The sequence below is a fragment of the Streptomyces sp. NBC_00414 genome, from assembly GCF_036038375.1.
Lineage (GTDB): Bacteria > Actinomycetota > Actinomycetes > Streptomycetales > Streptomycetaceae > Streptomyces.
On sequence record NZ_CP107935.1, the window covers coordinates 1,449,149 to 1,468,685 of the forward strand.

Sequence of the window (19,537 nt, forward strand, 5' to 3'; positions counted from 1 at the left end):
CACGGCGTTTCCGCACCCGACACACAACCCACAACAGGCCGAAGGCCCGCCCCCGGCGAACGGGTGGACGGGCCTACGGACGACGGGCCTACGAGGCGAACTGAACCGGCAACCGGTCCAGCCGTGCCTCCCACGTGGACGCGGTGGCGGTCAACTCCCCCGGAGTGACAGAGAGCCGCAACCCCGGCAACCGGTGCAGCAGGACATCAACGGCGGTCTCGATGATCGCCTGCCCGATGTTCTGCCCGGGGCACTCGTGCGGCCCCCCGCTGAACGCGAGATGCGACTGGTTGCCGTGCAGGGAGATGCCGACGTCGGGCCGGATCTCCGGATCGATGTTGCCGGCGGTCAGGCCGAGCACCAGCAGGTCGCCCTCCTGGACCTGATGCCCGCCGAGTTCGAGGTCGGCGGTCGCGAACCGGCCCGGGAGAACGGCCAGCGGCGGGGTGTTCCACATGACCTCCTCCACGACGGCGGAGATGTTCAGCTGCCCGCTGACCAGACCGGAGAGCCGGCCCGCGTCGGTGAGGACCAGCTGCAGCACCCGGGCCAGCAGATTGCTGGTGGTGGTGTGCGCGGTGATCAGCACCAGGCGCAGGTGGTTGACGATCTCGTCCTCGTCGAGGTCGGCGTGGTGTTCCAGCAGCCCGGTGGTGAAGTCGGAGCCGGGCTCCACCCGCTTGCGCTCGGTGAGTTCGCCGAGGATCTGCATGATGCGGTCGTTGTGGGCCAGCGCCTCGGCGCCGCCCTTGATGACCTGCGCGGACGACTCGGCCAGGCGCCGCCCCTCGCTCTCCGCGAGCCCGAACACCCTGGTCAGTACGAGCATCGGCAGGTACTCCGCGTACTCGGACACCAGGTCGGCGGTGCCCGCATCGGCGAAGGCGTCGATCTGCTTGTTGGCGAAGTGCGTGACATGCCGGCGGATGCCACGGCCCGAGACGGCCTGCAGATTGTCGGTGACCGCGCTGCGCAGCCTGCGGTGCGGCTCGCCGTCCTGCGAGACACAGTCGGGACGCCAGCCCACCATCTGCATCAGCGGAGAGGTGCTCTCGACGCGGCCCTCCTTCCAGTCCCGCCAGATCCGCGAATCCCGGCTGAACTGACGGGGGTTGTCGAGCACCCGCCGGTTCTCCCGGTAACCGAGCACCAGCCAGGCGGGCACGTCGCCCTCCAGCAGGACCGGGGCGACGGGCCCGTGCTCCTTGCGCAGCCGCCCGTAGATCCCGATCGGGTCGACGGCGGCCTCGGGCCCGTACAGACGGGTGAGGTCCTCTCCCCCGCCGTGCGCGACCGGGCAGCCGCGCGGGGCGTCGGAGCCGTTTAAGGACTGGTCGGTCATCGGGACTCCAGTGCGACTGCGGAGCGTTCCTTGAGGTGCCGTATCAGCGCGATGAGCACATCACGGCTGGAGGCCCGGTCGCGGGCGTCGCAGGCCACCACCGGTATGTCCGGGGAGATGTCCAGGGCGTCGCGGATCTCCTCGACCGGGTGGTCCTTGGAGTCCGGGAACACGTTCAGGGCGATCACGAAGGGGACGTCCTGCCGCTCCATCTCCTCGATGGCCCGGAAACTGGAGGCCAGTCGGCGTGTGTCGACCAGGACGACGGCTCCGAGCGCACCTTTGAACAGGCCGTTCCACAGGAACCAGAATCGTTCCTGCCCGGGGGTGCCGAACAGGTAGAGCATCAGCTGGTCGTTGATGCCGATCTTGCCGAAGTCCAGGCTGACCGTGGTCTCCTGCTTGTCCGCCACCCCGATCAGGTTGTCGACGTCGGCGCTGGCCTGCGTCAGTGTCTCCTCGGTGGTGAGCGGCTTGATGTCGCTGACGGAGCGGACCATGGTGGTCTTTCCGGTGCCGAATCCGCCGGCGATCATCACCTTCACCGAGCGGGCACCGGCCGCGCCGTCGGCCGGGTTGCGGTCGGGATGGTCAAAGCCTTTGAAGTCCACTGAGTACCTCCTCAAGGAGCGCGAGGTCGGGCCCGCGACCGGCGCCTGACGCCGGGATGGGATCACGGGCTTCAACGCGGCCTGCGTCCAGCAGATCGGCCAAGAGCACCGCGAGAATGTTGAAGGGCAGTCCGAGGTGGGCGCCGAGTTCGGCGACCGACAACGGATCACGGCAGCGCCGGAGGATCTCCTCGTGTTCGTGCTGCATGCCGGGGCCGGCCGCCGCACGGGAGGTGATGAGGGTCGCCACGTCTAGGCTCGACGACGAACCGCCCGGTCCGCTGCGGCCGCCCGTGAGGACGTAGTAGCGCTCAAGACCGGACGGGTCCGTGGGTCGACGGGGACCACTCATCCAGAGTGCTCCTCCAGGCGCGGAGTGGTGCCGAGGAGCTCACCCATCCTGCGGGCCAGGTCCCTCATCTGGTGGCCGAGGAGGCCCTGGTCGAGCCCTTCCCTGGCCAGGACGCCCAGGTATGTCTCCACACCCGCGCGCACCACGAAGAGGTGACCACCGTCGACCTCGATCATCGCCAGGCGCAGCTGCCCGGCGTATTTGGGGAACTGCTCGGCCACCGGCTGGGCCAGCGCCTGCAGGCCCGCCACCACGGCGGCGAAGCGATCCACGTCGTCGGGGTCGTCGGCGCCGTAGGAGGTGATGGCCTTTCCGTCGCTGGAGGCCACAAGGGCGAAGCGGATCTCCTGGATGCTCTCGACCAGATCGCGGAGCGCCCAGCTCACGTCGGTTCCCTGTTGCGTCATGAGGACTAGTCGCTCTCTTCAGTGCGGTGCTCTGTGGGCTCAGCGCCCGAGGTCGGCTCACGGTCGGCGATCGGCTCGCGCCCCGCTGTGGCGAAGGCGGCCAGGCCTGTGAAGGACGCGTCCGGCGGCACCGCGTGCGAGGCGGTGGAGCCGGACTCGTCTTCCCGTACGGCCGACTTGGGCCGCTCGGACTCGGCTCGCCTGCGGCGCCTGGGCAGACCGCCGGGCGTGGTGTCCCCGGTCTCCTCCGGCTCGGCCTGGTCCGGCGTCTCGGGCTCGGCGGCGGCCTCGGGGCCCGGCGCGGCCGGGACCTGGGCGGCCGGAGCCGGGGCCGTGGCCACGGCGGGCAGCTGGCTGAAGTACTTGTGAGGTACCACGATGACCACCGACGTGCCGAGCCACGGCGAGTCCGCGAACGTGACCCTGATGCCGTACCGGCGGGCCAGCACTCCCACCACCCGCAGACCGAGGTGCGCGTCCTCGGACACGCCGCCGATACCGGGGCCGGGGGCCGCGCCCTCAAGCGCCTGGAGTGCCTCTTGCTTCTTCTCCTCGTTCAGGCCCTTGCCGGAGTCCTGGATCTCGACGCCGACGCCGTTCGGAACCTCCTTGCCCGAGACGATCACGGGCTCGGTGGGCGGCGAGTAGCGTGCCGCGTTGTCCAGCAGGTGCGCGAAGATCAGCGTGAGGTGGTCCACCAGACCGCCGTCGACGCCGAGTTCGGGCAGGTGCTGCACCTGGACACGGTCGAAGTCCCTGATCCGGCCGATGCCGCCGCGCACCACGCTGAGCAGGCGCTGCGGCTCCTGCCACTGCCGGCCGGGACGGTCGGTGCCGCCGAGCACGCCGATGCTCGCGGCCAGGGAGTCGGCGGGTCCGAGCTCCTGGTCCAGCTCCATCAGCCCCTGGGCGACGGAGGGCAGTCTGCCGTGCTCGCCCTGCATCTCGTGCAGACGGCCGCGCAGCTTGCTGGTCAGTACGTGGATACGGCTGCCGATGCTGATGACGGCCTGCTCGGCGGAGGTGGAGCGGTCGAGCTCCTGCTCCACGCCCATGAGGGCGGTCCTGAGCGCCTTGCGCAGCGCGGTCTGCAGGTCGGCCCCGACCTCGGCGCCCTGGCCGACGGAGGGCAGCAGGTCGTCGATGGAGTCACCGGCCCGGAGCCGCTCCAGGGTGTCGGGCAGCTGGGTGTCGGCGAGCAGGGCGACCGCGGCGAGCTGTCGGTCCAGCTGTTCCTGCCAGGCCGCGTTCTGCTCGGCGATCCGCGCCTCGTAGGCCTTGGCCTGCTCGGCGAGCTGCGTGTCGTGGGCGGCGCGCTCGGCGGCGTGCTTCCGTTCGAGGCCGGCCACGTGCTGCTGCCACTGCTGGGAGTGTTCGGCCTGGGCGTTTCTGAACTCACCGGCGCTGCTGCGCAGTTGACGCTGGGAGCGGATCAGGAGTCGTACGACGGCGGCGCTCGCGGCCGTGACGACGACTCCGGAGACGATCGCGGGTATTCGGACCTGATCGGAGCCGACGACCGCGGCGACCACGGTGCCGGCCCCTAAGGCCAGTGGCAGCAGCCACCAGCTGTACCAGGGGACCGGTGCCCGCGCCGCCGGTGGCGGAGTGGCAAGTTCCATCTGCATCCTTCAAAGCAACACGATCGAACAGGGGGGAGAAGCTCGGGGGGGAGCACTCGTCACGAGGTGGTCGACCCCGTGACAGACATGCGTGGACAACGAGTGACAAACGATCGCTGTCGCGTCAACTCGCCGCACCTCAGGGAACCTTATCGGGTTTGATCTCCGGAGATTCACCCTCCCCGGCCCACCGCTGTGAAGCTTTCGTTACGCTCCCACCAGGGCTTATGAGTCGACAAATCCCTTAACACGGCACCATGATCGAACACGGGTGGGGTCAAATAGGTGCATACACCATGGACTACGCGGGCCGCACGGCTCACACGCCGCAGGCCCCGTCGTAGGTGACGGGGCCTGCGGCACGGGCGTGTCCGGGTTGGCCCGGCGGTGCGGTCACACCGGGCGGGTGACCAGCTCCCTGCGTGCGGGGTCGGTGACACCCAGGCCGGGCGCCGGGGCGAGGGAGAGGACACCGACCTTGCCCAGGTGGGTGTTGCTCTGGACCAGCCTGGCCGCCTCCGCCGTGTCGGTGAGGGGGTAGGTCTCGGTGAGCGCGGGGGCCAGATGGCCGAGGTCGAGCAGCCGGTTCACGGCGGCCTGCTCGTGGAGGTTGGATCCATGGCTGCCGATGACCCGCTTGAGACGCATCCACAGGTACCGGTTGTCGAACTCGTGCCGGTAGCCCGTGCTGGAGCCGCAGGTCACCACCGCGCCACCACGGCGTACGACGAAGACGGAGACACCGAAGGTGGCCCGGCCCACGTGCTCGAAGACGATGTGCGGGTCCTCCCCCGTCGCGGCACGGATCAGCTTGCCGAGGCGTTTGCCGACGACGGAGGGGTCCGCCGGTGCCTCGCTGCCGGAGAGTCCGATCTCCTCCCGGTTGATGACCACGTGACAGCCGAGGCGCCGGGCGTACTCGGCCTTGCGCTCACTGCTGACCACCCCCACGGCGATCCCGCCGCCGCCCCGGACGAGTTGGACCGCGTACGCGCCGAGGCCGCCGGCCGCTCCCCAGATCAGGACCACGTCGCCCTGGGTCATCCGGGCACCCCGGTCACTGACGAGCATGCGGTACGCCGTGCCCGCGCACAGGGGGTTGGAGGCGGCCTCCTCCCAGGTCAAGTGCGCAGGTTTGGGCAGGAGTTGGCTGGCCCGTGCGACGGCGTAGTGGGCGAGGCCGCCGTAGTTGGTCTCGAAACCCCACGCCAGCATGCCGTTGCCCAGCATGCCGTCGGCGTGGGTCGCCGGGTCCTCCTCGTCCACGTACACCGGGCTCACCACGACCTGGTCGCCGATCTGCCATCTGCGCACGCCCGAACCGGCGCGGACGACGACCCCGGACGCGTCCGAGCCGATCACGTGGAACGGCCGGTCGTGCCGGGCCGCCCACCGGTCCTGGCGGCCGAAGTGCTTCAGGAAGGAGAAGGTCGGGATGGGCTCGAACATCGCCGACCAGACGGTGTTGTAGTTGATGCCGCTCGCCATGACGGCCACCAGCACCTCGTTCGGAGCCAGTTCGGGCATCGGTACGTCACCGAGGTGGATCGACTTGCGGACGTCCTTGTCGGCGACTCCGGCGAAGCTGTCCACGTCCTCCGCGCGCAGGTGTGCGGCGGTGAAGCGGCCGGGGGTCGGGAGGTGCTCCAGTTCCGTGCGGTCGGCTCCCGCGACGACGGCCTGCGCCAGCGCGTCCATGGTGGTTCCTCCTTGAGGGGTCGGCTCGGGCCAGGGGGCTGAAGGCCGGGGCGGCGGGACGTCAGCTCAGGCCGAGGCCCGCCGCGAGCGTCGGCCAGGACGCCTTGAACTCCTGGCGCCAGTACGGCCAGGCGTGCGCTCCCCCGCTGTAGAAGTGCACCTGGGCCGGTATGCCCAGGGCGTCCAGCTGTTCGGTGAAACGGTGGGCCTGGGCCCAGAGCGTGCCTTCGAGCACCGCGCCTTCGAGGTCGCCGAAGTCCCCGCCCGCCAGGCCGCTGCCCTGGGAGACGTACAGTCCGGTGCCCTTGAGGGCGCGTGCCTGTGCGTAGGGGTTGTGCCGGGTCCAGTTGTCCCGGTGGAGCAGGAAGCTGCCCCAGAGGGTCAGGGGCAGCAACTGCTCCCGGGCGACGATGGCGTTGAGGACCGTCGGCATGCCGAGGGCCGTGGTGTCGAGGATCCCGCTGTACGAGGCGGCCGCGCCGAAGGTGCCGGGGTGGCGGGCGGCGAAGGCCAGGGCGCCGTAGCCGCCGGTGGACACCCCGGCGACGGCACGCTTCGTACCGGCCCGGAACCGCTGTTGCAGCAGGCCCATCAACTCGTGCACCTGGAAGGCCTCGTAGTCGGGTGCGCCGGCGCTTCCGTAGTTCCACCAGTCGGTCGGGATGCCGGTGGGCCCGGACGAGGGCATCACGGTGAGGACGTCCTGCCCGGCGAGGAAGTCGACGACGTCCGTCTCCCTGGTCCAGGACGTGTAGTCGTCGTGGGCGCCCTGGAGGAGATAGAGGACGGGCCAGGTGCGGTCCGCGTTCGCGGCGTACCCGGTCGGCAGGACGACGCGTACGGGCAGGGAGGCGCCGACGGCCGGGGAGGCGACCGTGAGGTCGACGGTCCGGGCGTCGAGCCACGTCTCGCGGACGACGGTGGCGCCCGCGGCGGCGGGTGCGGTGGCTTCCGCGGCGGGTGCGGCCGTGGTCGGCGGGGCGGTGAGCACGGCGCCTGTGCCGAGCAGGGCCGTCGTCACCGCGAGAGCGGCACATCTGCGCTTACGGGTCATGGAGCCAAGTCCCTTCAGGAGTCCCGCAGATCGCGTGTCAGCAGCCGGGCCAGGTCGTCGACGACCGGTGGGTCGAGCAGCGACAGATGGTGGCCGGGCAGCGGGACGACGGTCAGGTCGGTGCAGTGCGCGTCCCAGCCGAGCGTCGGGTCGCCGCGCTCGTAGCGGGGGTCCCGCACGGTGTGCGGGGCGGGTTCGCTCGCGCGGTAGAGCAGGGTGCGGCCCAAGTACCCGCCGGGACGGTGCCGTTCACCGCTGCGCAGGTCCAGGTAGGACGTCCGCTGGTGTTCCAGGACGGCTTCCGGCAGCTCGACGGTGTCCCTCAGCACCTTGACGACCAGGTCGATCCGTCCGGCGTCGTCGAGCCCGGCGAGCTCGTCGTACGGCAGGTCCGGCGCCGTGCCGTAGGTGCGTTCCACGTACGCGGCGAAGTCACGGAAGCGGCGGAGGGCGAGATCGGCGGGGGTGAGGCGGGTGGGCAGGGGCAGTACGGAGTCGAGCAGGACCAGGGCGGCGACTCTGCCGTGCGGGGCGAGGAGGCCGGCCGCCTCCTGGGCGACCAGGCCGCCGTAGGACCAACCGCCGATCACCCAGGGTCCGTTGGGGCGGGCCTGGATGATCTGCCGGGCGAACTCGGCGGCGCGGCCTGGCACGTCGTCGGGGTCCGGCCGGCGGTCGAAGCCGTACACCGGGCGGGTGCCGTCCAGTCGGGTTGCCAACCGGGCGTAGACGGCGGCGGATCCGCCTGCGGCGTGGGCCAGGAAGAGGGGGGTGTGGGGGCCGGTGGCGGGGAAGGTGCGCAGAGCGGTCCCGCCCGGGTCGCACCCGCCGCTCACGGGTGTGGGTGGGTATGGGTGGGGGTGTGGGTGCAGTTGCGTCTGCGGGTGCGTTGTGGCTGCTCGCGCCGTTCCTCGCGCCTCTAGGGGGGCGATTGGCTGCGGGTGCGTTGTGGTTGCTCGCGCCGTTCCTCGCGCCCCTGGTGGGGCGACTGGTTGCGGGGTCGGCTCTGCGGCGTGGGGCAGCAGGTCGGCGATTCCTCGTAGCGTGCCGCGTCCGAGGAGTGTGGACGGTTCCATGTCTACGTCGAACTCCCGTTGCACGACGGTCCGTATGCGCACGGCCGTGAGGGAGTCGAGGCCCAGTTCGGTCAACGGCACGTCGGGGTCCAGGTGTTCGGGCCCGTAGCCCATCACCCCGGCCACGCACCGCCGAAGCCGTTCGAGCGGGCCGGCAGCGGGCGCCGGCGACTCGGACCGGGGTGGTTCCTCGGGTGTCTTCTCCCCCGCCCAGAACCTGCGGTGCCGCCAGCGGGGTGGCGGGACGTCCGTGATGCGGCCCTCGGGGTGCAGCCCCTCCCTCGGCCGGGTCACCGGCACGCCGTGCACGAGCAGTGCGGCCAGCGAGGTGCGGAAGCTCATCGCGTCGTCGGTGCCGCGCCGCAGCGTGGGCACGACGAGCGCGTCCTCGGCTCCCGCGTCGCGCAGCGTCTCGCTGAGCGGATGCGACTGCGTGGCGTGCGGGGCGACTTCGACGAAGACCCGGTGTCCGTCCTCGGCCGCCGCGCGCACCGCCTGGGCGAAGCGGACGGGGTTACGCAGGTTGGCGGCCCAGTACGCCGTGTCGCAGAGCCCATCTCCTCGGGGATCGTCGAGCGCTGTCGAGTAGCGACGACAGCGGGGCGAGGAGGGGCGGATGCGGCCCAGCTCCCACGCGAACTCGGGTAGCAGCGGATCGACTTCGGGTGAGTGGCCGGCCGCGGACACACCGAGCGAGCGCGCGAAGCCGCCGCCCTCGGTCACCCGGGCGACCAGGCCGGCTACGTCCTCGGCCGAACCCGTGACCACACTCTGGGCGGGCGAGGCGTGCACGGCCACCCGCAGGGTCCTGAACTCCCGTGCGGACGAAGGGATCTCGGCGGCCGGGAGGTCCACCACCGCCATGGCTCCGCCGTTCAGGCGGGCCAGCAGCCGGGAGCGTACGGCGACGATGCGGGCGCCGGTGGCCTCGTCCAGTTCCCCGGACACGACGGCCGCCGCGATCTCGCCGAGCGAGTGACCGATGACGGCGGCGGGTTCGAGACCGTACGACCGCCACAGTTCCGCGAGGGCGACCTGCGTGCCGTACAGGACGGGCATGACGGTGGCGGGGGTGGACAGGTCGGCGTCGGGGTGGAGTCCGGCGCGCAGGGAGAGGCCCGCGTGCTCGCGCAGGAGCGGTTCAAGTCGGTCGACGGCCGCCTCGAACACGGCCTCCGTGGTGAGGAGTCGGCTGCCCATGCCCGGCCACTGGGACCCGTAGCCGGAGAAGACCCACACCACCGGTCCGGGCCCGTGCGGGGCTCCGTGGCCGGTGATCAGGTGGGGGGACGGGGTGCCGTCGGCGAGGTGGGTGAGCGCGGTGGCGGTCTCCGTGCGGTCCCGGGTGACGAGGGCCGCACGATGCCGCCCGCGGCCGACGCGGCCCGCGAGGGTACGGGCGAGGTCGGAGTCGCGTACGCGCCGGCTGTCGGCGGTGTCGAGCCAGGCGGCCAGTTCGCCCGCGTAGTCGCGCACGCGCTCGGCGGTCGGCCCGTCGAGCAGGAGCAGCGCGGGACGCTCCGACCGCTCCGGCAGTTCCGTCCGCTCGGAGGCTTTGGACGCCAAAGGCCCGATGGTGGGGCGGTGTTCGGTGAGGACGGCGTGGGCGTTCGTGCCGCCGAAGCCGAAGGCGGAGACGCCCGCGGTGGCGGTGCCCGAGTAGCGGGGCCAGGGTTCGGGCGAGGTGACGACACGCAGTCCGAGCGCGTCGAGGTCGGCGTGCGGGCCCGGACGCGTGAAGTGCAGCTGGCCGGGGATCTCCCCGTGGTGCAGGGCGAGCACGGTCTTGACCAGGCCCGCGATACCGGCGGCGGCCTCCAGATGGCCGAGGTTGGTCTTGGCGGAACCGATCAGCAGGGGCTGGTCCGGGGTGCGGTCACGGCCGAGGACCGCGCCGAGCGCGCTCGCCTCGATCGGGTCGCCGAGAGCGGTGCCCGTGCCGTGCGCCTCCACGTAGTCCACGGTCGCCGGATCGGTGTAAGCCTCGGCGAGGAGGGCGCGCTGGGCCTCGGCGTTGGGCGCCGTGAGCCCGTTGGAGCGGCCGTCGGAGTTGACGGCTGTCGCCCGGATCACCGCCAGGACGCGGTCGCCGTCGCGTTCTGCGTCCGCGAGCCGTTTCAGGACGACCACTCCGCAGCCCTCGCCGCGTACGATCCCGTCGGCCGCGATGTCGAAGGCCTTGCAGCGGCCGTCCGGTGCGAGGGCGCCCGCCCGCTGGAAGCCGAGCGTGACGGCGGGCGATAGAAGCAGGTTCGCTCCGGCGGCCAGGGCCGTTTCACTCTCGCCCGACATCAGACTGCGTACGGCGTGGTGCACCGCGACCAGCGACGACGAGCACGCCGTGTCCACGGACAGGCTGGGGCCGCGCAGGTCGAGCGCGTACGACAGGCGGCCCGCGGCGACGCTCAGGGCGGCGCCGGTGGCCGTCCAGGCGTCCACGGCACGGGGGTCGGCGGTGGTGAGGTGCGCGTACTCGTTGCCGCTGATGCCCACGAAGACACCGGTGCGGGTGCCCGCGAGCGCGGTGGCGGACAGGGCCGCGTGGTCGAGGGCCTCGCGGGTGACCTCCAGGAGCATGCGGTGCTGGGGGTCCATGGCGGTGGCCTCGTGCGCCGCGATTCCGAAGAACTCGGCGTCGAATCCGGCGACGGCGTCGAGCCCGCCGAGGAAGGCGCCGTGCCGGATCACGTCGTCCGGGAGCTGTCCCGGGTCCCGGACGAAGGGATCCCAGCGGCCGGCCGGGAGCGTGCCGACGGCGTCCCGGCCGCGGGTGAGCAGCCGCCAGTACGCGTCGGCGGAGGTGACACCGCCGGGGAAACGGCAGCCGACGCCCACTACGGCGACGGAGACCACGGGGGCGGGTACGGAGGAAGGGGCGGGGGCGGGAGCGAGGGCGGGAGCCGGTGACCCGGCACCCGCGTGCGGTGCGTTCGGTGCGTGTGCGGCCTCGGTCGCCGCCGGTTCGTCCTCGGTCAGCCGTTCCACCAGCGCGTCGATCGTCGGGGCGTCCCACAGCAGCGTGTCCGGCAGCCGCCGTCCCACCAGTTCGCTCAGCGCGGCCGTCAGGGCCAGCGCGTCCCGCGAGGTCAGCCCGGCCTCGGCCAGCGGACGGTCGTCGGGCAACTCGTCCGGCGGCAGCCCGTACCAGCCGTGCAGCCGTTCGGTGACCAGGCCGCGGACCGCCATGCGTGAGGCGCTCATCGCGGCCCGAACCCGCCGTCGAGGAACCGGGTGCGCGCGGCGGCGCGGGACACCTTGCCGCTGCTCGTGCGCGGGACGGAGCCGGGTGGCACGAGCAGCAGTGCGCCCAGGCGCAGCCCGTGCCGGGCCGAGACGGCGGCGCGTACGGCGCGTTCGGCGACGCGGACGTCCTGGGCCGTCGGGTCGGCGTCCCTGCGGTGCTCCGCGACCACGACGAGTTCCTCGGCCACGGCGTCGGGGCGGGTCACTCCGAAGGCGGCGAGATGGTCGCGGCGGACCAGCGGGACGACCGACTGAACGGTTTCCTCGATGTCCTGGGGGTAGTGGTTGCGCCCGTCCACGACGAGTACGTCCTTGAGGCGGCCGGTGACGAGCAGCCGTCCCTCGTGCAGGGCGCCGAGATCGCCGGTCCGCAGCCAGTCCTCCTGCGCTCCGAAGCCGAAGGTCTCGGCCGTGAGTCCGGCGCGCTTCCAGTAGCCGAGGCCGATGTTGGGCCCGCGCAGCTGGATCTCTCCGACGTGCCCTGCCGGCCGTACGGCGCCGTCGGCCCCGACGATCCGCAGCTCCTGCCCGACCGGGGTACCGCACGAGACCAGTACGGCTGTTCCCTCGTGCGTCGGCGCTGCCTCGTGCGCCGCTGTTCCCTCGTGGGGCGGCGTCTCCTCGATCCGCCCCTCCGCGAGCGCGTCGGCCTGGCAGGTGACGGTCGAGAGGGGTTCGTCCGGGGAGCTCGCGGTCACGAAGACGGTGGCCTCCGCCAGGCCGTACGCCGGGCAGTGCGTCGTGGGGTCGAGCCCCGCGGGCCCGAAGGCCGTGCGGAAGCGCTCAACCGTGCCGGCCCGTACCGGCTCGCTGCCGTTGATGAGCACCCGTACGCGGTCCAGCCGGAGTTCCTCGACGGCCTCGGGGGCCGTGCGGGCCACGCAGTAGTCGTACGCGAAGTTCGGGGCCGCGCTGATCGTGCACTCGTACGAGCCGAGGAGGCGCAGCCAGCGCGCGGGGTCGCGGAGGAAGTCTCCGGGGTCCATGAGGACGGACGGGAAGCCGCCCACGACGGGGGCGGCGATGCTGAGGACGAGGCCCATGTCGTGGAAGAGCGGCAGCCAGCCGACCGTCGTGGCCGTCCTCGGGTCGGCGACGAACGCGTCCAGTGCCTGGCGGGCGTTGGCGACGACGTTGGCGTGGCTGATCATCACGCCGGCCGGGCTGCGGGTCGATCCGGAGGTGTACTGGAGGTAGGCGATGTCGTCCGGCTCGGGTCTCGGTTCCGGTTCCTGACGGCTCGGGTCGTCGCCCGAGTCACCCGAAGCAACCGAGGCAACCGAGGCAACCGGATCGCCCCAGCTTCCCGAGCCGAATCCGCCGCGCCGGACGGGGAGTCGGTCGACCGGGATCACCGGAAGGTCCGGGAGCCGGTGGTCCCGTACGAAGTCGCTGATCGCGGGAGCCGAACCGGAGTCGGCGAGCAGACAGGCCGGTTCGCAGTCGGCGAGGACGGCCGCCAGTCTCCCTCCGTGGCCGGGGAGTTCGGGTCCGAAGAGGGGTACCGCGATGACACCGGCGTACAGGCAGCCGAGGAACCCGGCCACGTAGTCCAGGCCCTGGGGCAGGACGAGGGCGGCCCGTTCACCGGGGGACGCGACGGTGACGAGGCGGGCCGCCACCGCTCTGGCCCGGGCGTCGAGGGCCCGCCAGCCGAGGGTGCGGTGCAGTCCGCCGGAGGAGCCGTCGGGGAAGGCGACATGGCTGAACGCGCGTTGCTGCGGCCGGTGTTCGGCCCAGTGCCGGAGGTGGTCCGTGAGGGAGGCCTCGTCGGCGGCGGGGCCGGCGGAGGTCATGGCGGCTCCGGAGGTCATGGCGGCTCCAACTGGGTCGGCGGCGGAGCGGGGCGGGGGGCGAAGCGCTGCGGAGTGCGGGCGGAGCGGTGTCCGGTGGAGCGGCGCCGATCGGGCTGTGTCCGGTGCGGGCGGTGCCCGGTGGGGCGGGCACCGGCCTGGAGAGCGGGCACCGGTCGGGACGGGCACCGGCGTGGAGCGGTGACCCAGGTTCCGCCTCCGGGCCGCCGGTGGGTTAGAGGACGTGCTGACAGTTCGGCTCGCGCGTTCTGTCAGTTCACTGACAAAGGCGCGCAGCCGATTCCATGCCGTGGGCCAGAGCCCGGGCGCCGCTCCCCCGCCGACAATCCGTGCGGACGATCCGTGTGACGGCGGAAGGAGCGTCTCGTGGGACGTGCACGGCTGTTCGCGCTGTTCTGCCTGCTCACGCTGACCGGTTTCATCACGACGCTCGACAACACGGTCATCAACGTGGCCCTGCCGACCGTGCAGCGCGAACTGGGCCTGACGGTCCCGGACCTGGAGTGGGTGGCCGCCGGCTATGTGCTCAGTTTCGGCGCACTGCTGCTGCCCGGCGGGCGGCTGACCGATCTGTGCGGACGCCGGCCGGTGCTGGCCGCCGGGATCGTCGTCTTCACCGCCTCGTCGGCGGCCTGCGCCCTCGCGGACAGCGGGGGCGCGCTGATAGCGGCCCGTACGGTGCAGGGGGTCGGGGCCGCGCTGGTCATTCCGGCCTCGCTCGCCGTCATCGCGGTCGACCTGCCCGCGCGGCTGCGCTCGACGGCCGTGGGCCTGTGGACGGCGGCCCTGGCCGTGGCACTGGCGCTGGGTCCCGTGGTGGGCGGCTTCGTCACCCAACGGTGGGGCTGGGGCTGGGTGTTCGCGCTGAACGTCCCCTTCGGGCTGCTCGCGCTGCTGCTGATGCCGGCCGTGCCCGCCCGGTCCGCGCCCCGCCGGAGCGGTCTGGACGTGCCCGGCGCACTGCTGTCCGTACTCGCGCTCTATCTGCTCACGTACGGGCTCGTGCGCGGCCAGGAACACGGTTTCGGCACCTCGCCCGTACCGTTGTGCCTGGGTGTCTCGGCGGTCGCCGCCTGTGCGTTCGTCGTCGTGGAGGCCAGGACCGCCGCCCCTCTCGTCGAACTGCGGCTGCTGCGCGACCGGTTCCTCACCGGTGGGATCCTCGCGCAGGTGCTGTGGGGCATCGGGGTCAACGGGGTGTTCTTCTTCACGGCCCTCTATCTCCAGCGGGTGCTCGGCTTCTCGCCGACCGGGGCGGGGCTGGCCTTTCTGCCGCTGGCGGGCGCGTTGCTGCTCGGGACGCCGGTGGCCGAGCGGGCGGCCCGTGCGCTGGGCGCCCATGTCTCGATCGCGGGGGGACTCGGCCTGGTGGCGGTCGGTCTGCTGTACGTCTCGGGGACGGGTGCGGGCGCGGGCTTCTGGGATCTGCAGCCCGGGCTGCTGCTGATCGGCTGGGGTTCCGCGTTCACCACTCCCCTGACGGTGCGCTCTCTGCTCCGGGTGCCGGAGGACGGGGTGGGGATGGCGACGGGCCTGGTGAGCGCGGCCCGCGAGGTCTCCGGGGTGTTCGGGGTGGTCCTGGTGGGTGTGGTCCTCACCCGGCGCGAGCGTGCCGGACTGCGGACCGGCGCCGACCCGAACGACGCCTTCCTGGCGGGGTACGACCTGGGGCTGCGGATCGCGGCGTGCTGCGTGCTGGCGGGTGCGCTCGTCACGCTGCTGACGCTGCGCCGCCGGGGCCGCCACCGGCGGGTCGTCGCACGGTCCAGGATCCCCCTTGTCATGAAGTGACAAGTCCCGGGCGTACCTCTGTCAGCCGACGATGAAGCTGGGCAGAATCCGCGCGGGTAACGTCGGCGTGCCCCACTTCCCAGGTGCGGAAGGAGCCGCCGCGTGAACGGATTCCGTATGCCGGCGAGAGAGGCCGGGATCAGGGCCGTGACCGCCACCGCCGTCGTCGAGGCGGTGGACGGCCCGTTCAAGGCGTTCCCCTCGGGTCTGCACGACCAGCTCAGACCGTTCTTCGCCGACATCACCGAAGAGGTCGTACAGGCGATCAGAACCGAGATCCCCGAGTACGCGCGGCCGACGGACGACACGTACATGCAGGTCGTGCACCAGGGTGTTGAGCATGCCCTGCAGGGGTTCCTGGAGCGGATGGCCAAGCCCGACACCGACGGGGAGCCGGTGCGGGCGACGTATCAGCGCATCGGCCGGGGCGAGGCGGACGAAGGGCGCAGCCTCGACGCGTTCCAGTCGGCGCTGCGCCTGGGCGCGCGGGTGGCCTGGCGTCGGATCAACGCCCTGGTCGACGCCGATCTGCTGCCGCGTCATGTGCTGGCCGCGTTCGGGGAGGCGCTGTTCCTGCACCTGGACGAGATGGCGGCCGCGACGACGACCGGATACACGGAGGCGCGGCTGCACGCGGCCGGCGAGCTGCGGCAGCGGCGTACGCGGCTGATCGATCTGCTGATCGTGGATCCGCCCGCGTCGGTCGCGGCCATCACGGAGCTGGCGCACACCGCACAGTGGCCGGTGCCCCGTTCGCTGGCCGTGGTCGTCGTCGACCGCGGGTCGCGGGCCGCGGGGCCGCCGCCCATCGTGCCGCCGGAGTTCCTGGCACGGTTCGACGTGCGGCCCGCCGTGCTGGTGGTGCCCGACCCCGAGGGCCCCGGGCGGGCACGTGCCGTCGCGGGAGCGCTGCAGGGGTCGCGGGCCGCCATGGGCCCCAACGTCGCGCTCCAGGAAGGGGCGAGGTCGCTGCGGTGGGCCGCCGAGGCGCTGGACCTGGCCCGGCGGGGCGTCCTGCCCGACACGGAGCTGGTCCGCTGCCGGGACCATCTGGCCACGCTGCTGCTGTTCCGTGACGAGGCGCTGGTGGACGCGATGGCCGACCGGCATCTGCGTCCCCTGGACGGTGTCCGGCCGCCGCAGCGCGAGCGTCTCGCGGAGACGCTGCTCAGCTGGCTCCAGTGCGGACACAACGCGAGCGAGGTCGCCGCGCGGCTCGCCGTCCACCCGCAGACGGTCCGCTACCGCATGCGCCAGCTGGACGAACTGTTCGGGGACCGGCTCCACGACCCCACGGCCCAGTTCGAGATGCAACTGGCTCTGCGCGCCCTCGACCTCCGCCGGGTCGTCGAGCCCCGAGCCGCGGTCAGGGCCGACAACGAGGTGTGAGTTTCTGGACAGGTGTCCATGTATATTGGACACCTGTCCAGAAGAACGTCGCCCCTCGAAGGAGTTCACCCTGATGCAGACGCTCGCGAACGTGCTGGTCGGTCTTGTCGCCGCGCTGCACGCGTACATCCTGGTTCTGGAGATGTTCCTGTGGGAGCGGAAGCCGGGGCGCGGACTGCACGGGTTCGACCCCGAGATGGCGCGGGCCACCGCCCCGCTCGCCGCCAACCAGGGGCTCTACAACGGGTTCCTAGCGGCTGGCCTCGTCTGGGGTCTGGTCGCCGACGACCCGACGGGGTTCCACGCCCAGGTCTTCTTCCTGGTGTGCGTGGTCGTCGCGGGCGTGTACGGCGCGGCCACCGCGAACCGTCGCATCCTGTTCGCGCAGGCCCTGCCCGGCGCACTCGCCCTCGCCGCCGTCCTCGTCGCCCGGTGACCTCCGACCCCCGGGCCGAACGCACCCGCGCGAAGCTCCGCCGAGCCCTCCTCGACGAGTGCGCCCACCGGCCGCTCACGGAGGTCGGCGTCGCGGGACTGGTGCGCGCCGCCGGGGTCGGCCGGGCAACGTTCTACCTGCACTACGCCGACCTGGAGGCGCTGGCCGTCGACGCCTGCGCCGATGTCGTACGCGACGCGGTGGACGCCCTGCACGCGTGGCGGGGCAGGCCCGACCCCAGGTCGGCGCCCGACGCCCTGCTCGCGTTCTTCGCGGACCTGCCCCCGCACGCCCCGCTGTACCGCGCCCTGCTGTCCCCGGGCGGCGGCGGCCCGCTCGGCCGCGTCCTCCACCAGGACCTGCGCGCCCGCAGCCTCGCCGAACGCGAACTCGCCGGCGCACCCGAGTCCCCCCTCGTCGCCTCCGCCGTCGCCGCGACCTTCGCGGGCGTCCTCGCCGACTGGCTGCACGGGCTGGTCGAGGGCACACCGGAGGAGATCGCGCACAAGGTGTGGCGCCTGCTCGTGGCCCTGCACGCGGTCCCGTGGAACGGTTCCACGGGACGTCACTCGTCAGGAGCGTCAGGAGGCGGGGGCTAGGAAGCGAGTCCGGGAAGCGGGTCGGGGACGCAGGTCGGGGACGCGAGTCCGGGAGGTCATTCGCAGCCCGCCCCCTCCTTCACCGCCGGCCACGCCTCCACCCCGTCCGGCGTGCGGACGTACGCCTTCTTCCTGTCGGCCGTCAGCCAGAGCTGTCGCTCGCCGTGGCGGTAACCGGTGTCACGCGCCCCCTCGGGAAGCGTGGCGTCGCCGTCGTACGGGGCGGTGAGCAGGCCGGACAGCACGCCCTGCGGGTCGCGGGCATAGAGGGCGCCCTTCTTCCCTTCGCCGAGCGCGAGGAAGCGGGCCGACTGCCAGCCGCAGTGCTCGGATCCCTCGGAGCCGTGGACGGTGGTGACGGGCAGCCGGCGCCCGTGCCCGTCCGTCCAGATCTCCCATCCCAGGTCGTCGGTGAAGCTCGCGGGGAACTCCGCCGGGTCGCACGAGGCGGTCGTCTCCGGGCCCCAACCCGGCCTGTCCGGCTGGTCCTTCGCGACGACGACGGCGGCCTTGGTCCGGCCGTCGACGTCGTACGAGAACAGGACGCGCCCCTTCTCCTCGCGCTCCACCCGGTAGCCGGACCTCGGCACGTCCGGCTGCTCGATCTCGAAGTACGCCTCCAGTCCTTCGGCGGGGGTCGAACCGCCGTCGCCCGCACTCCAGTTGCCGCCGAACCCGCCCGCGAAGACGTCCCCGTCGCACTCCAGGGCCAGCCCCGCCGCCCCCGACTCGGCCCTGGTCGCCCGCGGGCTGTCCTCGTCGTACTCCTTGTGCGGTACTCGCAAGGGCCCGCTGTACGGCGTGGCCGGCGCAGGTCCGCCCGCGAGGAGCCCGCCGTCGGTGTGCCCCTGCTCGCTCTCCACCAGCACGGTCACCAGTGTCGCGACCGTCACGATTCCCGCCACCGCCAGTCCGCCCGCCTTGAACCCGCGCATCGCGCCCCCTACCCCTGCCGTCCGCCGTGTCTCTGCTCCGACGCGGGAGCAGCCCAGGACGTTCACGGCGGGTCCGGAGCCGACGCCGGAGCCGGGGCCGGTCAGGGGCGGCGGGTCGCCTGGAACGTACGCCGGTACGCCAGCGGCGACACCCCGATCGCCGCGTGCAGGTGCTGCCGCAGCGAGGAGCCGGTGGCGAAGCCGACCTCGCCGGCGATCTGGTCCACCGCCAGATCGCTGGATTCGAGCAACTGCCTTGCCCGGACCACGCGTTGCTGGATGAGCCACCGGCCGGGGCTCATCCCGACCTCGTCGTTGAACCGGCGGGCGAAGGTGCGCAGGCTCATCCGCGCGTGGTCGGCCAGTTCGGTCAGGGTCAGCGGCTCGCCGAGGCGCTCCAGCGCCCAGTGCCGGGTGGCCGCGGTGCTCGTCGCCGTGGGTTCGGGCACGGGCTGCTCGATGTACTGCGCCTGGCCGCCGTCACGCCAGGGCGGCACCACGCAGGAGCGCGCCACCCGGTTGGCCAGTTCGCTGCCGTGGTCCTTGCGCACGAGGTGCAGGCAGACGTCCACGCCGGAGGCCGCTCCCGCCGAGGTGAGCAGGGAGCCCTCGTCGACGAACAGCACATCGGCGTCCAGGTCCACGTCCGGGAACATCGTCCGGAACAGCCCGGCCAGCTGCCAGTGCGTGGTCGCCCGGCGGCCGGCCAGCATCCCGGCCGCCGCCAGCACGAAGGCGCCCGTGCAGATGGAGACGATCCGGGTGTCGGGGCGGATGGCCCTGAGCGCTTCGGCCACCTCGTCGGGGAGGTCGGCGATGACGTTCGACACCGCGAAGGGCGGGATGACCACGGTGTCGGCCGTACGCAGCACTTCGGGGCCGTGCTCGACGGTGATCGAGAAGTCCGAGTTGCTGCGGACCGGCTGCCCGTCGACCGTGCAGGTCAGCACCTCGTACCGGCCCTCGGCCGAGCCGAACACCCGGTTCGGGATGCCGAGTTCGAAGGGGTAGACCCCGTCGAGGGCGAGGACGACGACTCGCTCCACGTGTCCGTCGTACCCCCGGTCCTCCGGGTCCTCGGGCTGCTCGGAGTGTGCGGGGCGCTCCCCGCAGTACGTCTGCTGCATGGCACGATCCTATCGAACAATGGCAATCGTGCCATTTCCTG

General features: G+C 72.4%; 15 protein-coding genes. 4 read left to right on the plus strand and 11 right to left on the minus strand.

The window, feature by feature from the left end:
* Positions 1–88 precede the first annotated feature (88 nt).
* The 9 genes from OHS59_RS06350 to OHS59_RS06390 form a co-directional block, all read right to left on the minus strand.
* Entirely contained in the window at positions 89–1,342 is a 1,254-nt protein-coding gene (locus tag OHS59_RS06350) for a cytochrome P450 (RefSeq protein ID WP_328492415.1), read from the minus strand.
* On the minus strand, positions 1,339–1,953 hold the full coding sequence (locus OHS59_RS06355; RefSeq protein WP_328492416.1) for a GTP-binding protein: 615 nt from the start codon (positions 1,951–1,953) through the stop codon (positions 1,339–1,341). The genes OHS59_RS06350 and OHS59_RS06355 overlap by 4 nt, the downstream gene beginning before the upstream one ends.
* On the minus strand, positions 1,934–2,305 hold the full coding sequence (locus OHS59_RS06360; protein ID WP_189776805.1) for a DUF742 domain-containing protein: 372 nt from the start codon (positions 2,303–2,305) through the stop codon (positions 1,934–1,936). Before OHS59_RS06360 ends, OHS59_RS06355 begins: the two co-directional genes overlap by 20 nt.
* Entirely contained in the window at positions 2,302–2,712 is a 411-nt protein-coding gene (locus OHS59_RS06365) for a roadblock/LC7 domain-containing protein (protein ID WP_055611716.1), read from the minus strand. The genes OHS59_RS06360 and OHS59_RS06365 overlap by 4 nt, the downstream gene beginning before the upstream one ends.
* 5 nt (positions 2,713–2,717) lie before the next feature.
* Positions 2,718–4,334 (minus strand): ATP-binding protein, encoded by a 1,617-nt coding sequence (locus tag OHS59_RS06370; protein WP_328492417.1) that lies wholly within the window; start codon positions 4,332–4,334, stop codon positions 2,718–2,720.
* Between the two features lie 393 nt (positions 4,335–4,727).
* Positions 4,728–6,032, minus strand: a complete 1,305-nt coding sequence (gene ccrA, locus OHS59_RS06375) for a crotonyl-CoA carboxylase/reductase (protein WP_328492418.1) — start codon at positions 6,030–6,032, stop codon at positions 4,728–4,730.
* 61 nt (positions 6,033–6,093) lie between these two features.
* Positions 6,094–7,086, minus strand: a complete 993-nt coding sequence (locus tag OHS59_RS06380; RefSeq protein ID WP_328492419.1) for an alpha/beta hydrolase — start codon at positions 7,084–7,086, stop codon at positions 6,094–6,096.
* A 14-nt stretch (positions 7,087–7,100) separates the two neighbouring features.
* A complete protein-coding gene (locus OHS59_RS06385; RefSeq protein WP_328492420.1) occupies positions 7,101–11,363 on the minus strand; it encodes a beta-ketoacyl synthase N-terminal-like domain-containing protein in 4,263 nt (1,420 codons plus the stop codon).
* Positions 11,360–13,219, minus strand: a complete 1,860-nt coding sequence (locus tag OHS59_RS06390; protein ID WP_328492421.1) for a fatty acyl-AMP ligase — start codon at positions 13,217–13,219, stop codon at positions 11,360–11,362. Before OHS59_RS06390 ends, OHS59_RS06385 begins: the two co-directional genes overlap by 4 nt.
* A 366-nt stretch (positions 13,220–13,585) precedes the next feature.
* On the opposite strand from OHS59_RS06390, the gene OHS59_RS06395 reads away from it, so the two are divergent.
* From OHS59_RS06395 to OHS59_RS06410, 4 genes are all read left to right on the plus strand, one after another.
* Positions 13,586–15,010 (plus strand): MFS transporter, encoded by a 1,425-nt coding sequence (locus OHS59_RS06395; protein WP_328492422.1) that lies wholly within the window; start codon positions 13,586–13,588, stop codon positions 15,008–15,010.
* 102 nt (positions 15,011–15,112) lie between these two features.
* Positions 15,113–16,399 (plus strand): PucR family transcriptional regulator, encoded by a 1,287-nt coding sequence (locus OHS59_RS06400; protein WP_328492423.1) that lies wholly within the window; start codon positions 15,113–15,115, stop codon positions 16,397–16,399.
* A 73-nt stretch (positions 16,400–16,472) separates the two neighbouring features.
* A complete protein-coding gene (locus OHS59_RS06405; protein WP_328492424.1) occupies positions 16,473–16,835 on the plus strand; it encodes a DUF1304 domain-containing protein in 363 nt (120 codons plus the stop codon).
* Entirely contained in the window at positions 16,832–17,434 is a 603-nt protein-coding gene (locus tag OHS59_RS06410) for a TetR/AcrR family transcriptional regulator (RefSeq protein WP_328492425.1), read from the plus strand. Before OHS59_RS06405 ends, OHS59_RS06410 begins: the two co-directional genes overlap by 4 nt.
* 56 nt (positions 17,435–17,490) lie before the next feature.
* On the opposite strand, the gene OHS59_RS06415 is transcribed toward OHS59_RS06410, so the two are convergent.
* The gene (locus tag OHS59_RS06415) at positions 17,491–18,369 is read right to left on the minus strand and encodes a hypothetical protein (protein ID WP_328492426.1); all 879 of its coding nucleotides are present in this window, start codon (positions 18,367–18,369) and stop codon (positions 17,491–17,493) included.
* A gap of 101 nt (positions 18,370–18,470) precedes the next feature.
* Positions 18,471–19,496 carry a GlxA family transcriptional regulator gene (locus OHS59_RS06420; protein ID WP_328492427.1) on the minus strand — a complete coding sequence of 342 codons (1,026 nt, stop codon included), beginning with the start codon at positions 19,494–19,496 and terminating at the stop codon, positions 18,471–18,473.
* Positions 19,497–19,537 lie beyond the last annotated feature (41 nt).